The organism is Brevibacterium limosum, assembly GCF_011617705.1.
Taxonomy (GTDB): Bacteria; Actinomycetota; Actinomycetes; order Actinomycetales; family Brevibacteriaceae; genus Brevibacterium; species Brevibacterium limosum.
In genome coordinates this window covers 2,576,131-2,595,029 of record NZ_CP050154.1, presented here as the reverse complement: position 1 = coordinate 2,595,029, position 18,899 = coordinate 2,576,131, and the positions used below count along the sequence as shown (strand labels likewise).

Here is an 18,899-nt window from a genome sequence, read left to right as displayed (position 1 = left end):
GACGTGAGACTTCATTGTGCACTCTCACCAAAAGAATCTAGAGTGGACTGGTGAACAGCCAACACACTTCTCTCCTCGTCGACGTCGACTCAGTGCACCGCACCGTTGCGGATCGTGGTCTCTCGCTCCCTCCTCTGATCTGGGACGATGCCTGCACATCGACGAATGACGAACTCGCGCGGGTGGTCCGGGATCGCGCGGACAGCGGTGCGCCCATGGCCGAATTCACCATCCGCGGCACAGATTTTCAGAACGCCGGACACGGCCGTCTGGGGCGGACTTGGACGGTGCCCGCCCGACGGTCCCTGACATGGTCGATTCTGCTCACACCCCCGGCAGGGTTCTCCCAGTGGGGATGGATCCCGCTCATCGCCGGTGAGGCCGTGCACACCGCCGTCGCCGAGGCGGGGGTGCCCGCCGCGATCAAATGGCCCAACGATGTGCTCACCGCCGACGGGAAGAAGCTGTGCGGAATCCTCGCGCGTGTCGAGCCCCTGGCCAGCGGCCCGCAGATCGTGTTGGGGATGGGCCTGAACACCCGGTTGGAGCCTGCGGATCTGCCGCGGACGGACGCGAGCTCTCTGGCGATCGAAACCGGTGTCGATGGTTCAGAAATTGATCATGAAGCGTTGCTAGTCTCGATTCTGAGCACATTGATCCCCTGCTACAGAGAGCTGGTCGACTATGGAGATGAGGATTTCCGCGACAGCCGCACAGCCCGGAGAGTGCGTGATCATATGGTGACGCTCGGGTCGAAGGTCCGAGTGGAGAAGCCCGACGGTTCGGACATCGTCGGCATCGCCACGGGGCTGGACTCCGGAGCCGACCTGATCATCGACGATCGTGTGTCGCTGAGCGCCGGAGACGTCCACCATCTGCGTCCCGCCGCATCTCCGACAGCTCCGGAGAGGAGCGATCGCTGATGGCGGTTTCGGACTTCACCGCCGGATTCGACATCGTCGATCCGCAGATGTCGGGCACCCCCGAGGCGGCAGACGCCGAAGGCGACTCCGCAGACGGGCAGACGCCCGACGACGAAACATCGAGGGGCAGCGAAACACCGTCGGGCGCTGTTCCTCAGTCAGATGCAGAGCCTCGGTCCGGCACCGAGGCGGCCGACCGTGCCGCTGGGGCCTTCACCGGTGATGATGGCGAGTCGAGTGCGGACGATCTGTTCGGCGATGCCGAAACCGACGAAGAACCAGTGGGCGGTCTGACCGGATCCGCTCCTCAGGCCGGGGAAGTCGGCGCAGATTTGGCCGACGAGGTGACGGCGGATCCGGACGCAGCCTCTGGGGACGCCGACTCCGCCGATGCGGAACCGGGCGTCGACGTCGATGAGGACTTCTTCAGCGGACTGCGTGAGGATCCGCGCACCACGGCGCTGCCGATCATCGACGAGGACGACGTCGACGACGCCCTTGACGACGACGGGCCCGACTTCGACGACACGATCTATGAGACCCGAACCGCGGCCGAACGCCTCGAGGAGATCCTGCTCGACGGCAAACGCGTCCTCGACCGGCGTGAGGCCGCCAAGCTCGGCGGAATCTCCACGGTCTCGGCCCGGAAGATGTGGCGGGCGCTCGGCATGTCGCAGGCGAAGCCGACGGACAAGGCCTACACCGTCAGCGATGCCCATGCCCTGCGGATCTGGGCCAAACCCGTCGCCGACGGCCTCATCGACCAGACCACCGCACTGTCCCTGGCCCGGGCGATCGGCCAGACGACGGACCGCCTCGTCGTCTGGCAGATGGAGACCCTCGTCGAGTTCCTCACCGAGGAGAAGGGGCTGACCGACCCGGAAGCCCGGCGGGACGCCCTGGCCGTCGTCGAAGAGATGATCGACCCGCTGCAGAAGATGCTCACCTACTCCTGGCGGCGCAACCTCGCCGACGTCATGGGCCGTCTCAACGTCAACGTCTCCGACGGATTGGCCATGGACAACCGGCAGGGCTGGTACGACTCCTCGATGCCGCTGGCCCGTGCCGTCGGGTTCATCGATCTCGTCTCCTTCACCCGTCTGTCACAGAAGATGGAGCCGCGGCAGCTTGCGGACATGGTCCAGGAGTTCCAGGGCATGGCCTACAACATCGTCGCCACCGGCGGCGGACGGGTCATCAAGACCGTCGGCGATGAGGTGTTCTTCGCCGCCTCGACACCGCTGGCCGGAGCCGAGATCGCGATGACGCTGATGGAGCGCGTCACCGCCGCCGAGGACCTGCCGCAGGCTCGCGTCGGCTTCGTCTGGGGGCGGGTGCTCTCCCGCCTCGGCGATATCTTCGGCTCCAGCGTCAACCTCGCGGCACGGCTGACGGCTGTGGCCGATCCCGGAACGATCTTCACCGACGAGGAGACCGCACGAGTGCTCTCGGCCTCGGACGACTACGTCTTCGAACCTCGCGATTCGATTTCGCTGCACGGACTCGGTGAGACCTCCATCGGTGAGATGAAACGCGGCACCGCGGCTCAGATGCGCCTCGACCTCGACGACGAACCCGAGACCTGAGATCAGCGACTGACGGCTGAGCCCAGCACCGAGGTGCTGGGCCCGGCGGTCGCACTCGACGTCAGAGACGGAGTCAGACTCAGAAATCAGAACAGAGCCGAGTCGTCCTCCTCGTCGTCATCGTCATCGTGGGAGACGATCACGGCACCTTCGGTGTCGAACTTCGACCGCGCGATCTCATCCTTGGCATCCTCGAGGTCGAGTTCGAGCTCATCGAAACTCGTCGCCAGACCCTGCTGACCCCTGTCCGCGGACCGCTTGCCGCCGGGCGTCGCCGTCTTCGCATCGGACGCGGCCCCCGCGGTCGCCTCGGCGCCGGTTGAGGCAGCATCGTCGGCCGTCCGGGTATGATCGACGGATTCGGCGCCGCCGAGGCGGGGCAGGGTGCCGATGACATCGATCTTCGACTCCAGCGGCGACCCCGTCCCGTCGCGGCGGGACAGTTCGGCCGGCAGCGTGCGGGCACCGCCGGCAGAGGCGGCGGCCTGCGGAGAGTCGCCGACCCAGGCCAGCGACAGTTCGGTCTCGCCCTTGAGGAACTTGTGGGCACGCACGCCCGAGGTGGCCCGACCCTTGGTCGGGAACTCGGAGAATTCGCTGACCTTGATCGACGACGACGGGGCACCGTAGAAGTTCTCACCGCTGGCGACGGTGACAACAGCGAAGCTGCCGAGCTCGGCATCCGCGGCACCGTCCTCGTCGGTCTTCGCCGCCTTCGGGGTCATTCCGAAGAAGATCACCTTCGCGTCGGCGGCAACCTTGATTCCGGCCACACCGGAGGCGTTCCAGCCCTGCGCACGCAGGCCGGAGGCGTCGAAGGCGAGCAGCTGGGCGTTCGAGGTCACGAACACGGAGAGGGAATCGTCGATGTCCTCGGGCTGGGCGACCCCGACGACGGAGTCCTTGCCCTTGAGAGTGATGGCTTCCCATTCGTTCTTGTTCGGACGACCGGACACCGACACCCGTTTGACGACGCCTTCGGCGGTGCCGAGGACGAACTCGCGGTCGAGGTCGACCAGACCGATGATCTTCTCGTTCTTCTCCAGGGCCGCATATTCGGCGATCTTCACCCCACCGGCGACATTGGGCCGTGCCGCTGCCGGGGGCAGGGCCGGCAGGTCGACGACATCGACCATGTGCAGGCGGCCGGTGGTGGTGATGGCGCCGACCTTGCCCTGAGTCGTGGTGACGACCTCCGAGACCAGCGCATCATGGCTGGAGCGTCGGCCCGCGCGTGCCAGGGGAGCGGCGTCCGAGGTGCGTGCGATGCGTCCGGAGGTCGACAGCAGCACCCGACAGGGGGAATCAGCGATCTTGAGGTTCGCCGGAGCCTTCTTGCCCTTGGCCGTCAGCTCCTTCATCGACCCTTCGATGAGGACCGTGCGCCGCGGTGTGCCGATGATCTCGGCGGTGGCCTCGAGCTCGGCGGCGACGAGCTCACGCAGCTTCGCCTCATCGGCCAGCAGCGATTCGAGGTACTCGATCGTCTTCTTCAGCTCGTCACGTTCGGCCTCGAGTTCGAGACGGGAGAACTTCGTGAGCCGACGCAGCTGCAGATCGAGGATGTACGTCGCCTGCAGCTCGGAGAGCTCGAAGACATCCATGAGGCGGGTACGCGCCGTGGCCGCATCATCCGAGGAGCGGATGAGCTGGATGACCTCATCGATGTCGAGGATCGCAATGAGCAGACCTTCGACGAGGTGGAGCCGGTCCTTGGCCTTGCGCAGCTGGAAGACCGTGCGCCTGCGCACCACGTCGATGCGGTGGGACAGGTAGACGGTGAGGAGCTCGCGCAGTCCCAGGGTCCGCGGCTGCCCGTCGACGAGGCAGACATTGTTGATGCTGAACGATTCCTCGAGCGGTGTCTGGCGGTAGAGCTCGGCGAGGACGGCCTCGGGATTGAAGCCGTTCTTGATTCCGATGACCAGACGCATGCCGTTCTTGCGATCCGAGTAGTCGTCGATCGAGGCGATTCCCGTGAGCTTCTTCGCCCCGACGGCGTCCTTGACCTTCGACACGACCTTCTCCGGTCCCACGAGGTAGGGCAGTTCGGTGACGACGATGCCCTTGCGGCGGGCACTGATGTTCTCGAAGGACACCGTGGCCCGGGTGCGGAACGTGCCGCGACCGGTCTCATAGGCCTCACGCACACCGTCGAGGCCGATGATCCGCCCGCCGGTGGGCAGATCCGGGCCGGGGATGTAGCGCATGAGCTCCGAGAGCCCGGCTTCCGGGTTGCGGATGAGGTGGGCACAGGCGGCGATGACTTCGCCGGGATTGTGCGGAGCCATGTTCGTGGCCATTCCGACTGCGATGCCCGAGGTGCCGTTGATGAGCAGGTTCGGGAAGGCGCTGGGCAGGACCTCGGGCTGGGTGAGCGTGTTGTCGTAGTTCGGTACGAAGTCGACGACGTCTTCGTCGAGACCCGCGATCATCTGCATAGACGCCGTGGTCAGGCGCGCCTCTGTGTAGCGAGGGGCCGCAGGCCCGTCATCGAGGGAGCCGAAGTTGCCGTGGCCGTCGACGAGCGGCACACGCATGATGAAACCCTGGCTGAGGCGGACGAGGGCGTCGTAGATCGCGGTGTCGCCGTGCGGGTGGAGCTTGCCCATGACATCACCGACGATGCGAGAGGACTTCACATGACCGCGCTCAGGGCGCAGACCCATATCGCCCATCTGGTAGACGATGCGACGCTGGACGGGCTTGAGACCGTCCCTGGCATCGGGCAGGGCGCGGGAGTGGATGACCGAGACCGCATATTCGAGGAACGAACTCTCCATCTCTGATGAGACGTCGACTTCGATGACTCTGCCTTCGGGCATGGAACTCCTTTGACGCACGAACTGTTCGATTCGAACACCCGCCCGCGCCGAAGCCTGACCTCAGCGGGGGAGGGCACCCGTCGATTCTAGCGTTCGATTTGCGAACTCCTGCTCAATCGGGCGTTTCCGGAGGGTCCGTGTCGGAGCTCAGGCGCTTTCGCGGCTGCCGCGCAGCCACTGGAAGAACTCCTTGAGGTAGGCCTCGACACGCGAACGATCCGCCGTGCCAGCGACGAGTTCGCTGAACATCATGCCGGCGACAGAGCTGTTGACCCGCTGCGCGTACTCCGCGTCGATGCCGGCGAAGCGCATGATGAAGTCCTTGATCGCCCGGAGGTTCTTCTCCTTGGCGATCACGGCCTCGGGCGGCAGCGCCGGATCCAGGCTGAGCATCATCATCGTGTAGAACCGGTTGCGGTCGGTGGTCAGCCAGTTCATGCAGAAGTCGACGGCGACTTCGATGGGATCGGCGCCCGGAGTACGCATGAGCTCCGGCAGGCGCTCGAGCTGCTGGGAGTTCAATTCTCCGATGCGCTCCATGATTCCGGTGATCAGGGCATCGCGGGTGCGGTAGACATTCGAAGTCGACCCCACCGGCAGTTCGGCCAGCGCGTCGACTGCCCGGTGGGTGAGTCCGCGGACTCCTTGTTCGGCGACTACGGCGATCGCGGAGTCGGTGACGACGTCTCTGCGCGAAATCATGACTGTGAGGCCTCGCTCTCATGGGACACCCGCGGAGCGCGGACGCCTGGGACGGTGGATGGCCAGTGACTGGCCACAGACAGCGGCCGCCGGAGCGGCCACTCACTAAAACACGAATTCATAACATTTCGTGGTGAACGGATACAGACACTACCCGTCAAGTCTGCGAATTGGTATAGGACGCGCCAATCTGGCGCTCGGTCGTTGAAATTCGAAGACAGCCTGCGGCGGGTGTGGATTCTCCTTTCAGCTCAGCGGGTCTCTTCTCGAATGGTCTCAGCTCAGCAGACGACGGGTTCCGTCGATCCGAGTCGGGTCGGGCAGCAGGTCGACATGTGCACTGAGCACATGCGCGTCGGTCTCCGTGGCGACCATCGGATGGATGACGAGTTCGAGGATCTGCGGATGATTCTCCACCAGCACCGCGAGCCTCTCCAGCACATTGCGCAGCGGTTCGATGTTCATCGGCGGCAGACCGCGATAGCCGAACAGTCTGGGCGAGGCCTTGATCGACCGGATCATGTCCCCGGCCTCCTTGTCGGTGATCGGGGCGACCCGATGAGCGACATCGCCGAGCAGCTCAGTCGTGTCTCCCGCCAGTGAGAACGCCAGCAGCGGACCGAGCAGCGGGTCCTCTCCGGCGCGGAGGACGCAGGGCACACCGTGCGGGGCCATGGCCTGGACGTCGACGAGCGGCTCCTCCTCACCGGCCAGCTGCCGGATGGTCTCCTGGACTGCGGTGAAGTCCTCGACCAGCTCCTCGGGAGTATCGATATTCAGTCTCACACCGCCGAGCTCCATCCGGTGCCGCAGAACCTTCGTCACGGCCTTGAGTGCGACGGGATAGCCGATCTTCTCGGCCGCAGCGATGCCTTCCTCCACCGAGGAGGCAGCAATATAGGGAAGCACCTCGATGCCGTAGGCGCTGAGCAGGTCCCGGGTGTCATCGCGTTCGAGCCGGACGGGCGCGCCCGGCTGCGCACCTTCCAGGGCGGAGTCGATGATCGCCCGCACCTGCTTGTCGTCGATATCGTCGAGTTCGGTGTAGCGACCATGATCGGCCGCCCTCCAGCGGGCGTAGTCCGTGGCCCGGGCCAGAGCCCATACGGCGTCTTCGGGACCGATGTAGCTGGGGACGGTGTGGGAGACCCGGTCGCCGTCCGAATCGGTGAGGAACGAGGTCAGCTCGTCTTGGACACCGTGGATGCCGAGGAAGCAGGCGACCGTGGTCTTTCCGGAGCGTGCCGCGGATTCGGACAGCAGTCCGGCGATCTCGGTCTCTTCCGCACCGGTCGAAGGAGTGAAGGTGACGATGACCGAATCGACGTCGTCACGTTCGTACATCGCATCGAGTTCGGTCCGGAAGGTCTCCGCATCGACCTCGGGATGCAGGGACACGGGGTCGGTGTCGACGCGGAGACCCTCGGAGCGTGCGCGCTGCATGATCAGGGTGCTCATCGCCGCGGAGTTGCCGATGACTCCGACTCGCCGGCCCGCGGGCAGCTTCTGCGTGGAGAACACCTGGGCGAGGTCGAAGAGCTGGTGGATGGTCTCCGCGCGGATCACTCCCGCCTGCTCGAGCACCTGGTCGAGGGTGTTCGGAGCCAGTGATGAGGTGCGCACGATGTGCCCCGGCGGCAGCTCCCGGCCCGTGAGGTCGGATTTGATGACGACGACGGGCTTGACGCGAGAGACACGGCGGGCGATGCGCGAGAACTTGCGCGGGTTGCCGATGGACTCTAGATAGAGGCCGACGGTCTGCGTGGCCGGATCCTCCTCCCAGTACTGGAGGAGGTCGTTGCCGGAGAGGTCGGCTCGGTTGCCGGCGGAGACGAACGTGGAAACGCCCAGTCCGCGATTCTTCGCCGCTGCAAGCAGGGCGGTGCCCAGCGCCCCGGACTGGCTGAACAGTCCGAGCGTTCCCGAAGCGGGCAGGAACGGGGCCAAGGAGGCGTTGAGCGAGATGTCGGCGGCCTCGTTGACCAGACCGAAGGAGTTCGGTCCGACCACGCGCATTCCGTAGGCGCGGGAGGTCGCGACCATGCGGCGCTGGAGTTCGGCGCCTTCGGGGCCGGTCTCGGCGAACCCGGAGGAGATGACGAGTACGGCCTTGACCCCGTGCACGGCACAGTCCTTGACCACCTCGGTGACGGACTCGGCCGGCACGGCGATGACGGCGAGGTCGGCTTTGCCCGGCAGGTCGTCGAGGCTCGGATACGCCTGGACTCCGGCGATCTGATCGGCTTCTGGGTGGACGACCCACAGGTCGCCGGCGAACTTCGCGGCCGTGATGTTGCGGATGAGCAGATGGCCGGTGGAGTTGCGTTTGCGGCTGGCGCCGATCACCGCCACCGAGGCAGGATGGAGAACCGTGCGCACGCTCAGGGCCTCGGCCCTGTGCTCCCGAGAGGCCTGGACTTCGATCGACCGTGCCGTGGGATCGATGTCGAAGTTCACGGCCACGACGCCGTCGTCGAATCCGCGGGAGACCTCATAGCCGGCGGCTTGGAAGACCTGCAGCATCGAACGGTTCTGGGGCAGCACCTCGGCGGTGAAGCGCTGGATCCCTGATTCGCGCGCGGCCGCGGCCAAGTGTTCGAGAAGGATCGAGCCGACCCCGCGGCCCTGGTGGGCATCGGCGATGTTGAAGGCCACCTCGGCGTCGGTGTCACTGATCCGATCGAAGCGACCGACGCCGATGATGTCATCGCCGATGAGCATGATCAGTGCCACCCGGTCCCGGTGGTCGACGTTGACGAAACGATCGAGGTCGCGCTGCGGCAGCCGGGGCAGCGGAGCGAAGAAGCGCAGATAGACGGACTCCGGTGACTGGGCTTCGTGCATGCGGGCCAGGGCAGCGGCATCGTCAGGGGTGATCGGACGCAGATGGGCGGTGCCGCCGTCGCGGAGGACGACATCGGCTTCCCACCCGGCAGGATAGTCTTCCATGGTTCCAGCATATGCGTCAGGCGCCCGGATATGGCCGACCTCGCTGGGAAGTGTCAGGGGAGTGGGGCACAATGGTGGGCATGGCATTACCCGAGGTTCTCGTTCACGATCTGCAGTCGGCCGGCTACTATCCCCAGCTCACTCAAGGCATACTCGCCGACTCGCTCTATGATGAACCGGTACTGGCTCACTTCGTCCACATCGACACTCATGTCGACATCGAATCCATCCACCGGCATGTCACCGCCTTCGTCCTCACCGAGACCCGGCTGCTGCTGGCGCATGTCGATGACGATCCGAATGCGGAGCCGGGATCCAAACCTCGTGCGGTCACGAGCAGCGAGGACATCGAACTCGACCGCCTGGGCACCGTGATGGTCGGTCGCACGTTCGCCGATCCGGCCGCCTACAAACCCGGCGACAAGCCCGTCGAGGTCTCGCTGACGATGTCCTGGGGCGCGTCGAAGCGGATCGAAGCCTTCCCCGAGACCTGCGGAGACCCCAACTGCATGGGCGATCACGGCTACGGCGGGTCGATCTTCGCCGAGGATGTCATGCTCCGGGTCTCGGCCGAGGCCGAGGGGCAGGCCGCCGTCGATCGCATGGCCGACTTCGCCGGCAGACTGCGTGCCGCTGTCTTCCACGCTCGGCTGCGGTCGCGTCGCTGATGAGCGAGAACTCAACACAGCAGGGGCCGCAGTCTCACCCCGGCAGTGTGCTGTTGGGGCCTCCGAACTATACGGGCCCCATGCTCTCCGACGTCGTGCCCGCCGCAGCGCTGGGCCTCGGAGCCGGAGACGCACTCGATGCGCCGATGTCCGATCGGGCCCGTGCGCTCGGGCTCGACCGGGAGTCCCGGGCGACGATCGTCGTGCTCATCGACGGTCTGGGCGAGCAGCAGCTGCGCCGCTACAGCGGCTACACTCCTTTCTTCCGGTCACAGGCCGGGACGCGCCGGACCCTGTCCGCCGGGTTCCCTTCGACGACGGCGAACTCTCTGTCCTCTCTGGCCACGGGCCGTCTGCCCGGTGCGCACGGAGTCGTCGGCTACCGGGTCCTCGACCCGGAGAAGGACGCGGTATTCAACCAGCTGACGTGGAACCTCGACGTCGACCCGATCGCCTGGGTCCCCGACGCGACGATCTTCGAACGGCTCACCGATGCCGAGGTCGATGTGGTCAGCCTCGGGGAGAGGAAATTCGCCGGTCGCGGGCTCAACCGGGCATCGCTGCGCGGCGGCAGGTTCCGCGACTCGAAGACCCTGGAGGAACGCTGCGCCCAGGCCCTGGCCGAAGTGAAGGCTTCCGGCCGTCGCCTCGTCTACCTCTACTGGGGCAACCTGGACAAGACCGGACATGTCCACGGTGCGGATTCCGCGGCCTGGACCGAGGAGCTCGAACGCGTCGATCTCGCCCTGTCCCGGCTCGCCTCCGATCTCCCGCACGATACGACCATGCTGATCACCGCCGACCACGGCATGGTCGACGTCGACCACGAACGCCGCCTCGACCTCGCCGAGACCCCGGAACTCAAGGCTGGTCTGCGCCACGTCGGCGGGGAACCGCGAGCACTGCACCTCTACGCCGCTGACGGCGCCGAGACGGACGTGCTTCCGGCCTGGCAGGAGACGATCGGCGACCGCGGACTCATCCTGCCGAAATCCGAGGCGATCGCCCGCGGCTACTTCGGCCCCGTCGCCCCGCACGTCTATCCGCGGATCGGGGATTTCCTCGTCATCTGCACCGATGGCTTCGCCGTGGTGGATTCGGATGTGGAATCCGCCTCGGCGCTGGCGCTCATCGGCCACCACGGTTCCACCACGGAGCAGGAACTGCAGATCCCGCTCCTCCTCGTCTGACTGCCCACGTTAGGATGGCACACGTGACTTTTCCTCGAATCGGTGTCATTGGCGGCGGTCAATTGGCACGCATGCTCGCACCTGCCGCAGAAGCCCTCGGCGTCCGCTTCTCAGTTCTAGCGGAGACCGCCGACGCCCCCGCCACCCTGGTCATCAATGAGGTGACCGTCGGCGACTATACGGACTATCCGACCCTCAAGGCCTTCGCCGAGACGGTCGATGTCATCACCTTCGACCACGAACACGTCCCGCCGGAGCATCTGGAGGCCCTCGTCGAGGCCGGACACGCCGTGCGCCCGGGACCCGATGCCCTCATCTTCGCGCAGGACAAGATCCGGATGCGCACGAAGATGGACGAGCTGGGACTGCCGAACCCCGCATGGGCGGAGATCACCTCGGCCGCCGATGTCGAGGCTTTCGCCGCGCGCGTCGGCTACCCCTTCATCCTCAAGACGCCGCGCGGCGGCTATGACGGCAAGGGCGTGCGCGTCATCGACAGCCTCGCAGAGGCCGTCGAGTGGCTGAACGAGGTGCCGCAGCTGCTCGCCGAGGAGAAGGTCGACTTCACCCGGGAGCTCGCCGTCATGGTCGGACGCTCCCCGATGGGACAGACCGCAGTATGGCCGGTCGTCGAGACCTGGCAGCAGAACGGGGTGTGCAAGGAAGCGATCGCCCCGGCACCCGATCTGCCTGCCGAGAAGGCGCGGGCCATCACCGAGGCGATCCTCACCGTCGCCGGCACCCTCGAGGTCACCGGCGTGATGGCGATGGAGATGTTCGAAACACCTGAGGGCTTCCTCATCAACGAATTCGCGATGCGTCCGCACAATACGGGGCACTGGACTCAGGACGGGGCGGTGACGAGCCAGTTCGAGCAGCATCTGCGCGCCGTCCTCGATCTCCCCCTGGGCAGCCCAGCGGCGAGGGAGGACGTGTCCGTGATGGTCAACATCCTCGGTGCCGATCACGAGGACCTCTACCAGCCGTACCTGCACGTCATGGCCCACGACCCGGCCGTCAAGGTCCACCTCTACGGCAAGGGCGTGCGCCCGGGTCGGAAGGTCGGCCACGTCAATGCCTACGGCGACGATCGGCAGCTCGTGATCGCCCGAGCACGGCACGCCGCGGACTTCATCGCCGGTGTCGATGTCGATCCGCATCCGCAGATGCCTGCTCCGGAGGACCTGCGGGCCGACGGGGATTCCGGCACCGACTGAGCCCCGGAACCATCGTGACCCCGGGACCGTCCGGGCTGGGGGAACCATCCGGCCGGGGGACCATCCGCAACTCATCCGCACCGTCGGGAACGAACCGCCTGCAACGAAGGAAGCACAGATGACCACAGCGAACGAAGGCTCCACTCCGACCGAGGCTCCGGTCGGCATCGTCATGGGTTCGGACTCGGACTGGCCGACGATGAAGGCCGCCGCCGAAGCCCTCGCTGAGCTCGGCATCGAATCCAGCGCCGAGGTGGTCTCCGCCCACCGCATGCCCGAGGATATGATCGAGTGGGCGAAGACGGCGGCCGATCGCGGCATCCGCGTGATCATCGCCGGAGCCGGGGGAGCGGCCCACCTGCCCGGGATGATCGCCTCGATGACCTCGCTGCCGGTCATCGGCGTTCCCGTACCGCTGAAATACCTCGACGGAATGGACTCCCTCCTCTCCATCGTGCAGATGCCCGGCGGCGTCCCCGTGGCCACCGTCTCGATCGGCGGCGCCAAGAACGCCGGGCTTCTGGCGGCCCGCATCCTCGGGGCCGGCCAAGGGGCGGAAGCTGAGGCTCTGCGCTCCAGTCTCGACGACTACCGGGGCCAGCTGCGGCAGGTGGCGCTCGACAAAGGCCGGGCACTGCAGGAATAATAGCCCTTGCTGAACGTTTGATAAGTCTTAGGAGAATGATGTTCGACCTCTACCAGCCCAGCGAAGAGCACGAAGAGATCCGCGCCGCGGTTCGCAACGTCGTCGAGAAGAAGATCGCCCCGTTCGCCGCCGAGGTCGACGCAGACTCCCGCTACCCGCAGGAAGCGCATGACGCCCTCGTCGAGACGGACTTCTTCGCCGCGCACATTCCCGAAGAGTACGGGGGGATGGGAGCCGATGCGCTGGCAGTGTCGATCATCATCGAAGAAGTCGCACGCGGCTGCGTCTCGTCCTCGCTCATCCCGGCTGTGAACAAGCTCGGCAGCATGCCGGTCCAGCTCGGCGGCAGCGAAGAGATCAAGAAGAAGTACTTCCCGTCCGTGGCCGCCGGCGAAGCAGGATTCTCCTACGGTCTGTCGGAGCGCGAAGCCGGGTCCGACACCGCATCGATGAAGACCCGCGCCGAACGCGATGGCGACGACTGGATCCTCAACGGGGTCAAGACCTGGATCACCAACGCTGGAGAGTCCGAGTACTACACGGTGATGGCCGTGACCGACCCCGACGGAGCGCGTGGACGCAATATCTCGGCCTTCGTCGTCGAGAAGTCGGACGAGGGATTCACCTTCGGCGAAAAGGAACGCAAGCTCGGCATCAAGGGCTCACCCACCCGCGAACTCCTCTTCGACAATGTGCGCCTGCCCGGCGACCGCATCGTCGGCGAGCCCGGAGAGGGTCTGAAGATCGCCCTGCGCACCCTCGACCACACCCGAGTCACGATCGCCGCACAGGCCGTCGGAGTCGCCCAGGGCGCCCTGGACTACGCCGTGGCCTACGTCAAGGATCGCCAGCAGTTCGGCAGATCGATCGCCGATAACCAGGCGATCCAGTTCATGCTCGCCGATATGGGCATGAAGCTCGAGGCTGCTCGCCAGCTCACTTACACCGCCGCCGCCAAGAGCGAACGCGGCGACGACGACCTCACCTACTTCGGAGCCGCAGCGAAGGCATTCGCCTCCGATGCCGCGATGGAGATCACCACGGACGCCGTGCAGCTGCTCGGCGGAGCCGGCTACGTCGTCGACCACCCGGTCGAGCGGATGATGCGCGACGCGAAGATCACTCAGATCTACGAAGGCACCAACCAGATCCAGCGGATGGTGATGGGGCGCAAGCTCCTCGGCTGAGCCGGGTTCGAGCCGTCTGCTGCGGGCGGCGTACGACGACGGCCGGGCCGTGTCGAACGGGCACTGTCGGTTCCCTGACGGGAGTCTGCAGTGCCCGTTCGTCTGCCTGTGAACAATCGCACAGGCATAAGAATGCGACATGCGCGGCGCGGATGTGCCGGAATCGACGGTTCTCACGCGACACAATAGGTGAACACAGTGGACTCTGAACTGTCTTTGGCACAGTAGTCTGCGGTGGACACCCGATGAGTCGAAGCGACCTGTGCGTGATCCCCGGCGGATGTCGACGTCAGCAGCAGTCCGTGAGCAGAGCCCGAAGCGAAGGGAAGTCAGTGGCCGAAACGAGATACGTGGATCCGATCCGCCACCCGTCGTATGCTTCGCAGCCGACGCGTGATGTGCGGGCGTGGCTCCTGCTGCTCGTCACAGTCATCGTCCCCGGGGGAGTGCAGCTCCTGTTCGGTCATCGCCGCTGGGCGAAGATCTCACTGTCGATCACCGCCATCAGCTGGATTCTGGCCCTGGTTGCCGGAGCGATCGTCCTCATCAGCCGCACATTCCTGTTCACCATCGGCACGAACCCGTTCATTCTCACCTTTCTGACCATCTGGGTGCCCGTCATCGCGATCAACTGGGCGCTGTGCCTGTTCGACACCCTGCGCCGCATCCGGATCGTCACCATCTCCCGGAAGGCCCGCAAGCGCTTCGTGGCGGCCTTCTGCGCCCTCCTGCTCATCGTCGTGGGCCCTCTGGCCTGGGGGACGACGATTCTCAACTCCCAGCGCGGTCTGATGAGCGACCTGTTCGCCTCGGGCCAGGCGCTCAAGCCCGTCGACGGCCGATACAACATCCTGCTGCTGGGTTCGGATGCAGGAAAGGGTCGGACGGGAATCCGACCGGACTCGCTGTCGCTGGTCTCGATCGATGCGAAGACCGGAAAATCGGTCATCATCGGCCTGCCTCGGAATATGGAGAACGTGCCGTTCCCGGACGATTCCCCGCTGCACAAGCACTACCCGCAGGGATACAACTGCGGAGACGAATGCCTGCTCAACGCTGTCTTCCAACAGGGCGAACAGCACAAGGACGAGTTCGAGGACCCGAAGAAGGCCGGAGAGCAGGCGACGATGGACGCCGTTTCGGGTGTCACCGGTCTCGAGGTCCAGTACTACGCGATGATCAACCTCAAGGGGTTCGAGAACCTCATCGATTCCCTCGGCGGGATCACTCTGGTCTCCGGCAAGCGGGTGCCGATCTCGTCGAAGGTCGATCCGAACACGGGCGAGCACGGGCCGGTCAAGGGCTGGATCGAACCGGGCAAGCAGAAGCTCGACGGCTTCCACGCGCTGTGGTTCGCCCGGTCCCGAGAGTTCTCCAGCGACTACGAGCGCATGATTCGTCAGCGCTGCGTGCAGACCGCGATGGTCAAACAGCTCGAGCCGGCGACCGTGCTCACCCGCTACCAGTCGATCGCGAAGGCCACCCCGGGGGCCGTGTCTACGGACATCCCGTCGTCTCAGGTCGACTCGTTCGTCGACCTCGCACTCAAGGTGAAGTCCCAGAAGATCGAATCCGTCGACCTCACCCCGCCGCGCATCACTCCGTCGCATCCCGACTTCGATGTGGCACATCAGCTGGTAGCCGATAAGATCGAGGAGTCGTCGAAGTCCTCCGAAGAGGACAAAGGCGCGTTCTCGGTTCCCGGAGGCGACCTGTCAGCCGCTGCCGGAGTCGATGCGGGACTCGATCCGAACTCCGGTTCAGGGCCGCAGCTGCTGGCACAGGGTGCCGGCGAGACCTCGGCTGACAACGGCGACGAAGCCGACGCAAAGGCGATCTGCTACGTGCCCTGAGGCACCGCTGTGGGACCGGTCGTGATCAGGTCAATGACCGAATCGGTCGATTCCACGACGATTCCGAGAAATTCTTTTGCTCGGTGTGTCCCTTGCCAATACTGGGAACCACACTCGTGTAATTAGAATATTCTGCTCTGTGGCTAGTCTGACACGCCGAAAATGTGTAACAATTTTGAGATGTTGGGGTTGCCCACCGTTCTGCCAACGGTGCAGGGGACCTCGAGGCCTGAACTTCCCTGTCTTCCTCGAAAAGGCTGTAACGATGAAATATCTATTGCCCACTGTTGCGGGCTGCGCTTCCGTTGCGCTGATCGGCACCTTAGCGGTCACGGCACCGACGGCTTCTGCAGCCACGACGTCGCCTGATGTGTCCAAAGAGGCGCTGAACGTCAGCAAAGAGGGACTCAACGTCCCCGGCGCCCGCGATTCCAGTGATTCCACCGCCACCGCCGCCAACCAGAGCGCCACGAGCAATCTGCCGAATATCTTCAAGTCGCAGACAGCGCTGGCCTCGGCCAAGGTGCCCGATATCGTCAACGCGTCAGCGTCGGCATCTGCGGGTTCGGTCAACAACGTCTCTGCCGGACTGACGTCCGGCTCTGACGAGGCCGTGCCGTCCGAGGGATCGGCTCCGTCAGAGACAGAGCAGGCTCCTGCCGAAGGCGCAGACAACGAGGACCCGAAGTCCGACGACGAGAAGTCCGACGATGCGGGGAACGAAGGCGCGAAGGATTCGTCCGAAGAGTCGGAGACTCAGGACGAAGACGACATCTCCGGCTCGGTCCGTCAGAAGACCGAAGACGGAGTGAATATCGCCCTCATCTCCGATGTCCTCGACGTTCCCGAGAACAATCCGAGTCTCGTCGGATTCACGTTCTCCCAGGCGAAGTCCAATATCCGCATCCAGGTCCGCATCAAGCACGGATCGGACTGGGGCAATTGGGACACCCTGGACGAAGAGCAGCAGGAAGAAGCCCAGAACAAGGGTTCGGAGCCGATGACGGTGTCGAACGCGTCCGCTGTTCAGATGCGCATCCTCGGCGATTCCGCGCCGAGCGAGGCCGAACTCGTGCTGGTCGACCCGAAACGGGACGCCGGTGACGCTCAGGCCGTCGCCGAGAATGCTCCTGTCGAACTCGACGATCAGGTGAGCGGCGACTCCGCCGGGACGGAATCCGCACCGGAGCAGTCGACCGAGGACTCGGCTGACGCCGAAGCGACATCTGCAGAGAATGTGGACGCGGCCGCAGGTGCGACGGTGACCAACCAGAACTACGTGCCCGGGTCGTCCACGGTGGATACCGTGGCGAAGAAGGTGTCGAAGCCGAAGATCGGCTCGCGCAGCTCGTGGGGAGCCAAGGCCTACCGTGGCAGCCCCGACTATGCCAGCGGCATCAAGCAGGCCGTCGTCCACCACACCTCCGGCTCGAACAGCTACTCGGCTGCCGACGTTCCCGGAATCATCCGCGGTATCCAGGCCTACCACCAGCAGGGCCGCGGCTGGAACGACATCGGATACAACGTCGTCGCAGACAAGTACGGTCGCCTCTGGCACGCCCGCGGCGGTGACGTCTCGAAGGCCGTCATCGGTGCCCACGTCGCCGGACACAACACCGGTACCTTCGGCATCTCCGTGCTGGGTACCTACAACAGTGCGGCTCCGCCGAAGAAGACTCGCGATGCCGTCGCCTCGGCGATCGCTTGGAAGTTCTCCCTCAACGGAATCTCGAAGGCGACGAAGTCGAACCTGGTCGGACACCGCGACCTGGGCCAGACCGACTGCCCGGGCGATGCCTTCTACGCGAAGCTGGGCGAAATGCGCTCGACGGTCAATTCGATTCTGAAGACCGGCGAACAGCCCAGCGACAAGAAGGACGACTCCAAGAAGGACGACGACAAGAAGACCGAGAAGCCGAAGGCGAAGACCTCGATCGAGAAGTACGCCGAGAAGAACAAGCTCGGTAAGGCTCTCGGCAAGGAATACGACGTCAAGGGCGTCTCGGGCGCCAAGGCGCAGAAGTTCGAGAAGGGCACCGTCTACTGGTCCAAGAAGACCGGCGCCTACCACCTGTCCGGAGCCATCGCTTCGGCATACAAGGGCGATGCAGTCACCGACTTGGGGCTGCCCACCTCTGCGGAGAAGGGCGGCCTCAAGGGCGGGGGCGCCGCGCAGCGCTTCGAAAAGGGCTCGTTCTACTGGTCGAAGGACACCGGCGCCCACTACACCTCCGGCGTGATCATGAAGTACTGGGGTGACAAGGGGACCGTCAAGGGTCACCTCGGTTACCCCAAGTCGGACGTGGTCTATAAGAAGGGCCGCGGTGAGCAGCTCTTCCAGGGAGCACGTCTCGTCTGGGCCGAAGGCTACGGAACCACCGAGTTCTCCGCCAAGGGTTCGATCGCCGGCGGAGTCAGCGACGACAATGCTCCGGGCGGCACGACACCACCTGGAGACAAGTCCACCGATGACAAGTCGCCTGCAGACTCCGGGGAAGGTTCTGCAGACGACAAGGACTCGAAGGACGACAAGTCCAAGGATGACTCCAAGAAGGATGACAAGTCCAAGGATGACTCCAAGAAGGACGACAAGTCCAAGGACGATTCCAAGAAGGATGACTCCAAGAAGGACGATAAGTCCAAGGACGATTCCAAAAAGGACGACTCCAAGAAGAAGGACAAGCCGACCAAGGCCGAAAAGATTGCGGCTCAGCGTGCATCCATCATCAAGGAGGCGAAGGCTCACATGGGCGTCAAGTACGTCTGGGGCGGCACCTCGCCGAAGTCCGGTTGGGACTGCTCGGGCTATACCCAGTACGTCTATGGCAAGAACGGCGTCAAACTGCCCCGCACAACCAGTCAGCAGCGTTACGCCGGCAAGGAGATCTCCCTCAAGGACGCCAAGGCAGGCGACCTGATCTGGATCCCCGGTCATATCGGAATCATCTCCGAGACCAAGGGTCAGATGTACGATGCAGGCTCGACCCGGACGAACACCACGAAGCGCAGCTACAGCTGGATGCTCGACCGTGGAGCCAAGGTCATCCGCGTAGTCGGCTGACAGCCGGCATCGAGGACAGGGCGTACAGAAAGACAGTGCCCCGAGGACGATCCCACTGCGGATCGTCCTCGGGGCATTGTCGGGTTTTCCGG

The 18,899-nt window shown here is 64.9% G+C and carries 12 protein-coding genes; 9 read left to right on the top strand and 3 right to left on the bottom strand.

Annotation, left to right across the window (positions count from 1 at the left end; all coding sequences use genetic code 11):
• Positions 1-50: 50 nt before the first annotated feature.
• The gene (locus GUY37_RS11705) at positions 51-923 is read left to right on the top strand and encodes a biotin--[acetyl-CoA-carboxylase] ligase (protein ID WP_166825811.1); all 873 of its coding nucleotides are present in this window, start codon (positions 51-53) and stop codon (positions 921-923) included.
• Entirely contained in the window at positions 923-2,509 is a 1,587-nt protein-coding gene (locus tag GUY37_RS11700; protein ID WP_228278159.1) for an adenylate/guanylate cyclase domain-containing protein, read from the top strand. The genes GUY37_RS11705 and GUY37_RS11700 overlap by 1 nt, the downstream gene beginning before the upstream one ends.
• A gap of 86 nt (positions 2,510-2,595) precedes the next feature.
• On the opposite strand, the gene GUY37_RS11695 is transcribed toward GUY37_RS11700, so the two are convergent.
• The 3 genes from GUY37_RS11695 to GUY37_RS11685 all read right to left on the bottom strand — a co-directional run bounded on the left by GUY37_RS11695 (position 2,596) and on the right by GUY37_RS11685 (position 8,985).
• Positions 2,596-5,334, bottom strand: coding sequence for a DNA gyrase/topoisomerase IV subunit A (locus GUY37_RS11695; protein ID WP_166825808.1), 2,739 nt, complete (start codon positions 5,332-5,334; stop codon positions 2,596-2,598).
• 147 nt (positions 5,335-5,481) lie between these two features.
• The gene (locus tag GUY37_RS11690) at positions 5,482-6,036 is read right to left on the bottom strand and encodes a TetR/AcrR family transcriptional regulator (protein WP_166825805.1); all 555 of its coding nucleotides are present in this window, start codon (positions 6,034-6,036) and stop codon (positions 5,482-5,484) included.
• A 276-nt stretch (positions 6,037-6,312) separates the two neighbouring features.
• Positions 6,313-8,985 (bottom strand): bifunctional acetate--CoA ligase family protein/GNAT family N-acetyltransferase, encoded by a 2,673-nt coding sequence (locus tag GUY37_RS11685; RefSeq protein ID WP_166825802.1) that lies wholly within the window; start codon positions 8,983-8,985, stop codon positions 6,313-6,315.
• A gap of 80 nt (positions 8,986-9,065) precedes the next feature.
• Between GUY37_RS11685 and GUY37_RS11680 the strand changes: the two genes are divergently transcribed.
• From GUY37_RS11680 to GUY37_RS11650, 7 genes are all read left to right on the top strand, one after another.
• Positions 9,066-9,653, top strand: a complete 588-nt coding sequence (locus tag GUY37_RS11680) for a DUF5998 family protein (protein ID WP_152347832.1) — start codon at positions 9,066-9,068, stop codon at positions 9,651-9,653.
• An 80-nt stretch (positions 9,654-9,733) separates the two neighbouring features.
• On the top strand, positions 9,734-10,843 hold the full coding sequence (locus GUY37_RS11675) for an alkaline phosphatase family protein (RefSeq protein WP_228278158.1): 1,110 nt from the start codon (positions 9,734-9,736) through the stop codon (positions 10,841-10,843).
• Positions 10,844-10,857: 14 nt separating this feature from the next.
• Entirely contained in the window at positions 10,858-12,060 is a 1,203-nt protein-coding gene (locus GUY37_RS11670) for a 5-(carboxyamino)imidazole ribonucleotide synthase (RefSeq protein ID WP_166825796.1), read from the top strand.
• A 118-nt stretch (positions 12,061-12,178) separates the two neighbouring features.
• Positions 12,179-12,706, top strand: a complete 528-nt coding sequence (gene purE, locus GUY37_RS11665; protein ID WP_166825794.1) for a 5-(carboxyamino)imidazole ribonucleotide mutase — start codon at positions 12,179-12,181, stop codon at positions 12,704-12,706.
• A gap of 38 nt (positions 12,707-12,744) precedes the next feature.
• Positions 12,745-13,893 (top strand): acyl-CoA dehydrogenase family protein, encoded by a 1,149-nt coding sequence (locus GUY37_RS11660; RefSeq protein ID WP_166829688.1) that lies wholly within the window; start codon positions 12,745-12,747, stop codon positions 13,891-13,893.
• A gap of 332 nt (positions 13,894-14,225) precedes the next feature.
• On the top strand, positions 14,226-15,746 hold the full coding sequence (locus GUY37_RS11655) for an LCP family protein (RefSeq protein ID WP_166825791.1): 1,521 nt from the start codon (positions 14,226-14,228) through the stop codon (positions 15,744-15,746).
• 265 nt (positions 15,747-16,011) lie between these two features.
• Positions 16,012-18,807: an NlpC/P60 family protein gene (locus GUY37_RS11650; RefSeq protein WP_166825788.1), complete on the top strand. Its 2,796-nt coding sequence runs from the start codon at positions 16,012-16,014 to the stop codon at positions 18,805-18,807.
• Positions 18,808-18,899: the final 92 nt, after the last annotated feature.

Excerpts from the sequence above, each read along its gene's own strand:
- GUY37_RS11700 (WP_228278159.1), top strand. The coding sequence starts at position 923 with ATGGCGGTTTCGGACTTCACCGCCGGATTCGACATCGTCGATCCGCAG.
- GUY37_RS11695 (WP_166825808.1), bottom strand. The coding sequence starts at position 5,334 with ATGCCCGAAGGCAGAGTCATCGAAGTCGACGTCTCATCAGAGATGGAG.
- GUY37_RS11690 (WP_166825805.1), bottom strand. The coding sequence starts at position 6,036 with ATGATTTCGCGCAGAGACGTCGTCACCGACTCCGCGATCGCCGTAGTC.
- GUY37_RS11685 (WP_166825802.1), bottom strand. The coding sequence starts at position 8,985 with ATGGAAGACTATCCTGCCGGGTGGGAAGCCGATGTCGTCCTCCGCGAC.
- GUY37_RS11680 (WP_152347832.1), top strand. The coding sequence starts at position 9,066 with ATGGCATTACCCGAGGTTCTCGTTCACGATCTGCAGTCGGCCGGCTAC.
- GUY37_RS11675 (WP_228278158.1), top strand. The coding sequence starts at position 9,734 with ATGCTCTCCGACGTCGTGCCCGCCGCAGCGCTGGGCCTCGGAGCCGGA.
- GUY37_RS11670 (WP_166825796.1), top strand. The coding sequence starts at position 10,858 with ATGGCACACGTGACTTTTCCTCGAATCGGTGTCATTGGCGGCGGTCAA.
- purE (WP_166825794.1), top strand. The coding sequence starts at position 12,179 with ATGACCACAGCGAACGAAGGCTCCACTCCGACCGAGGCTCCGGTCGGC.
- GUY37_RS11660 (WP_166829688.1), top strand. The coding sequence starts at position 12,745 with ATGTTCGACCTCTACCAGCCCAGCGAAGAGCACGAAGAGATCCGCGCC.
- GUY37_RS11650 (WP_166825788.1), top strand. The coding sequence starts at position 16,012 with ATGAAATATCTATTGCCCACTGTTGCGGGCTGCGCTTCCGTTGCGCTG.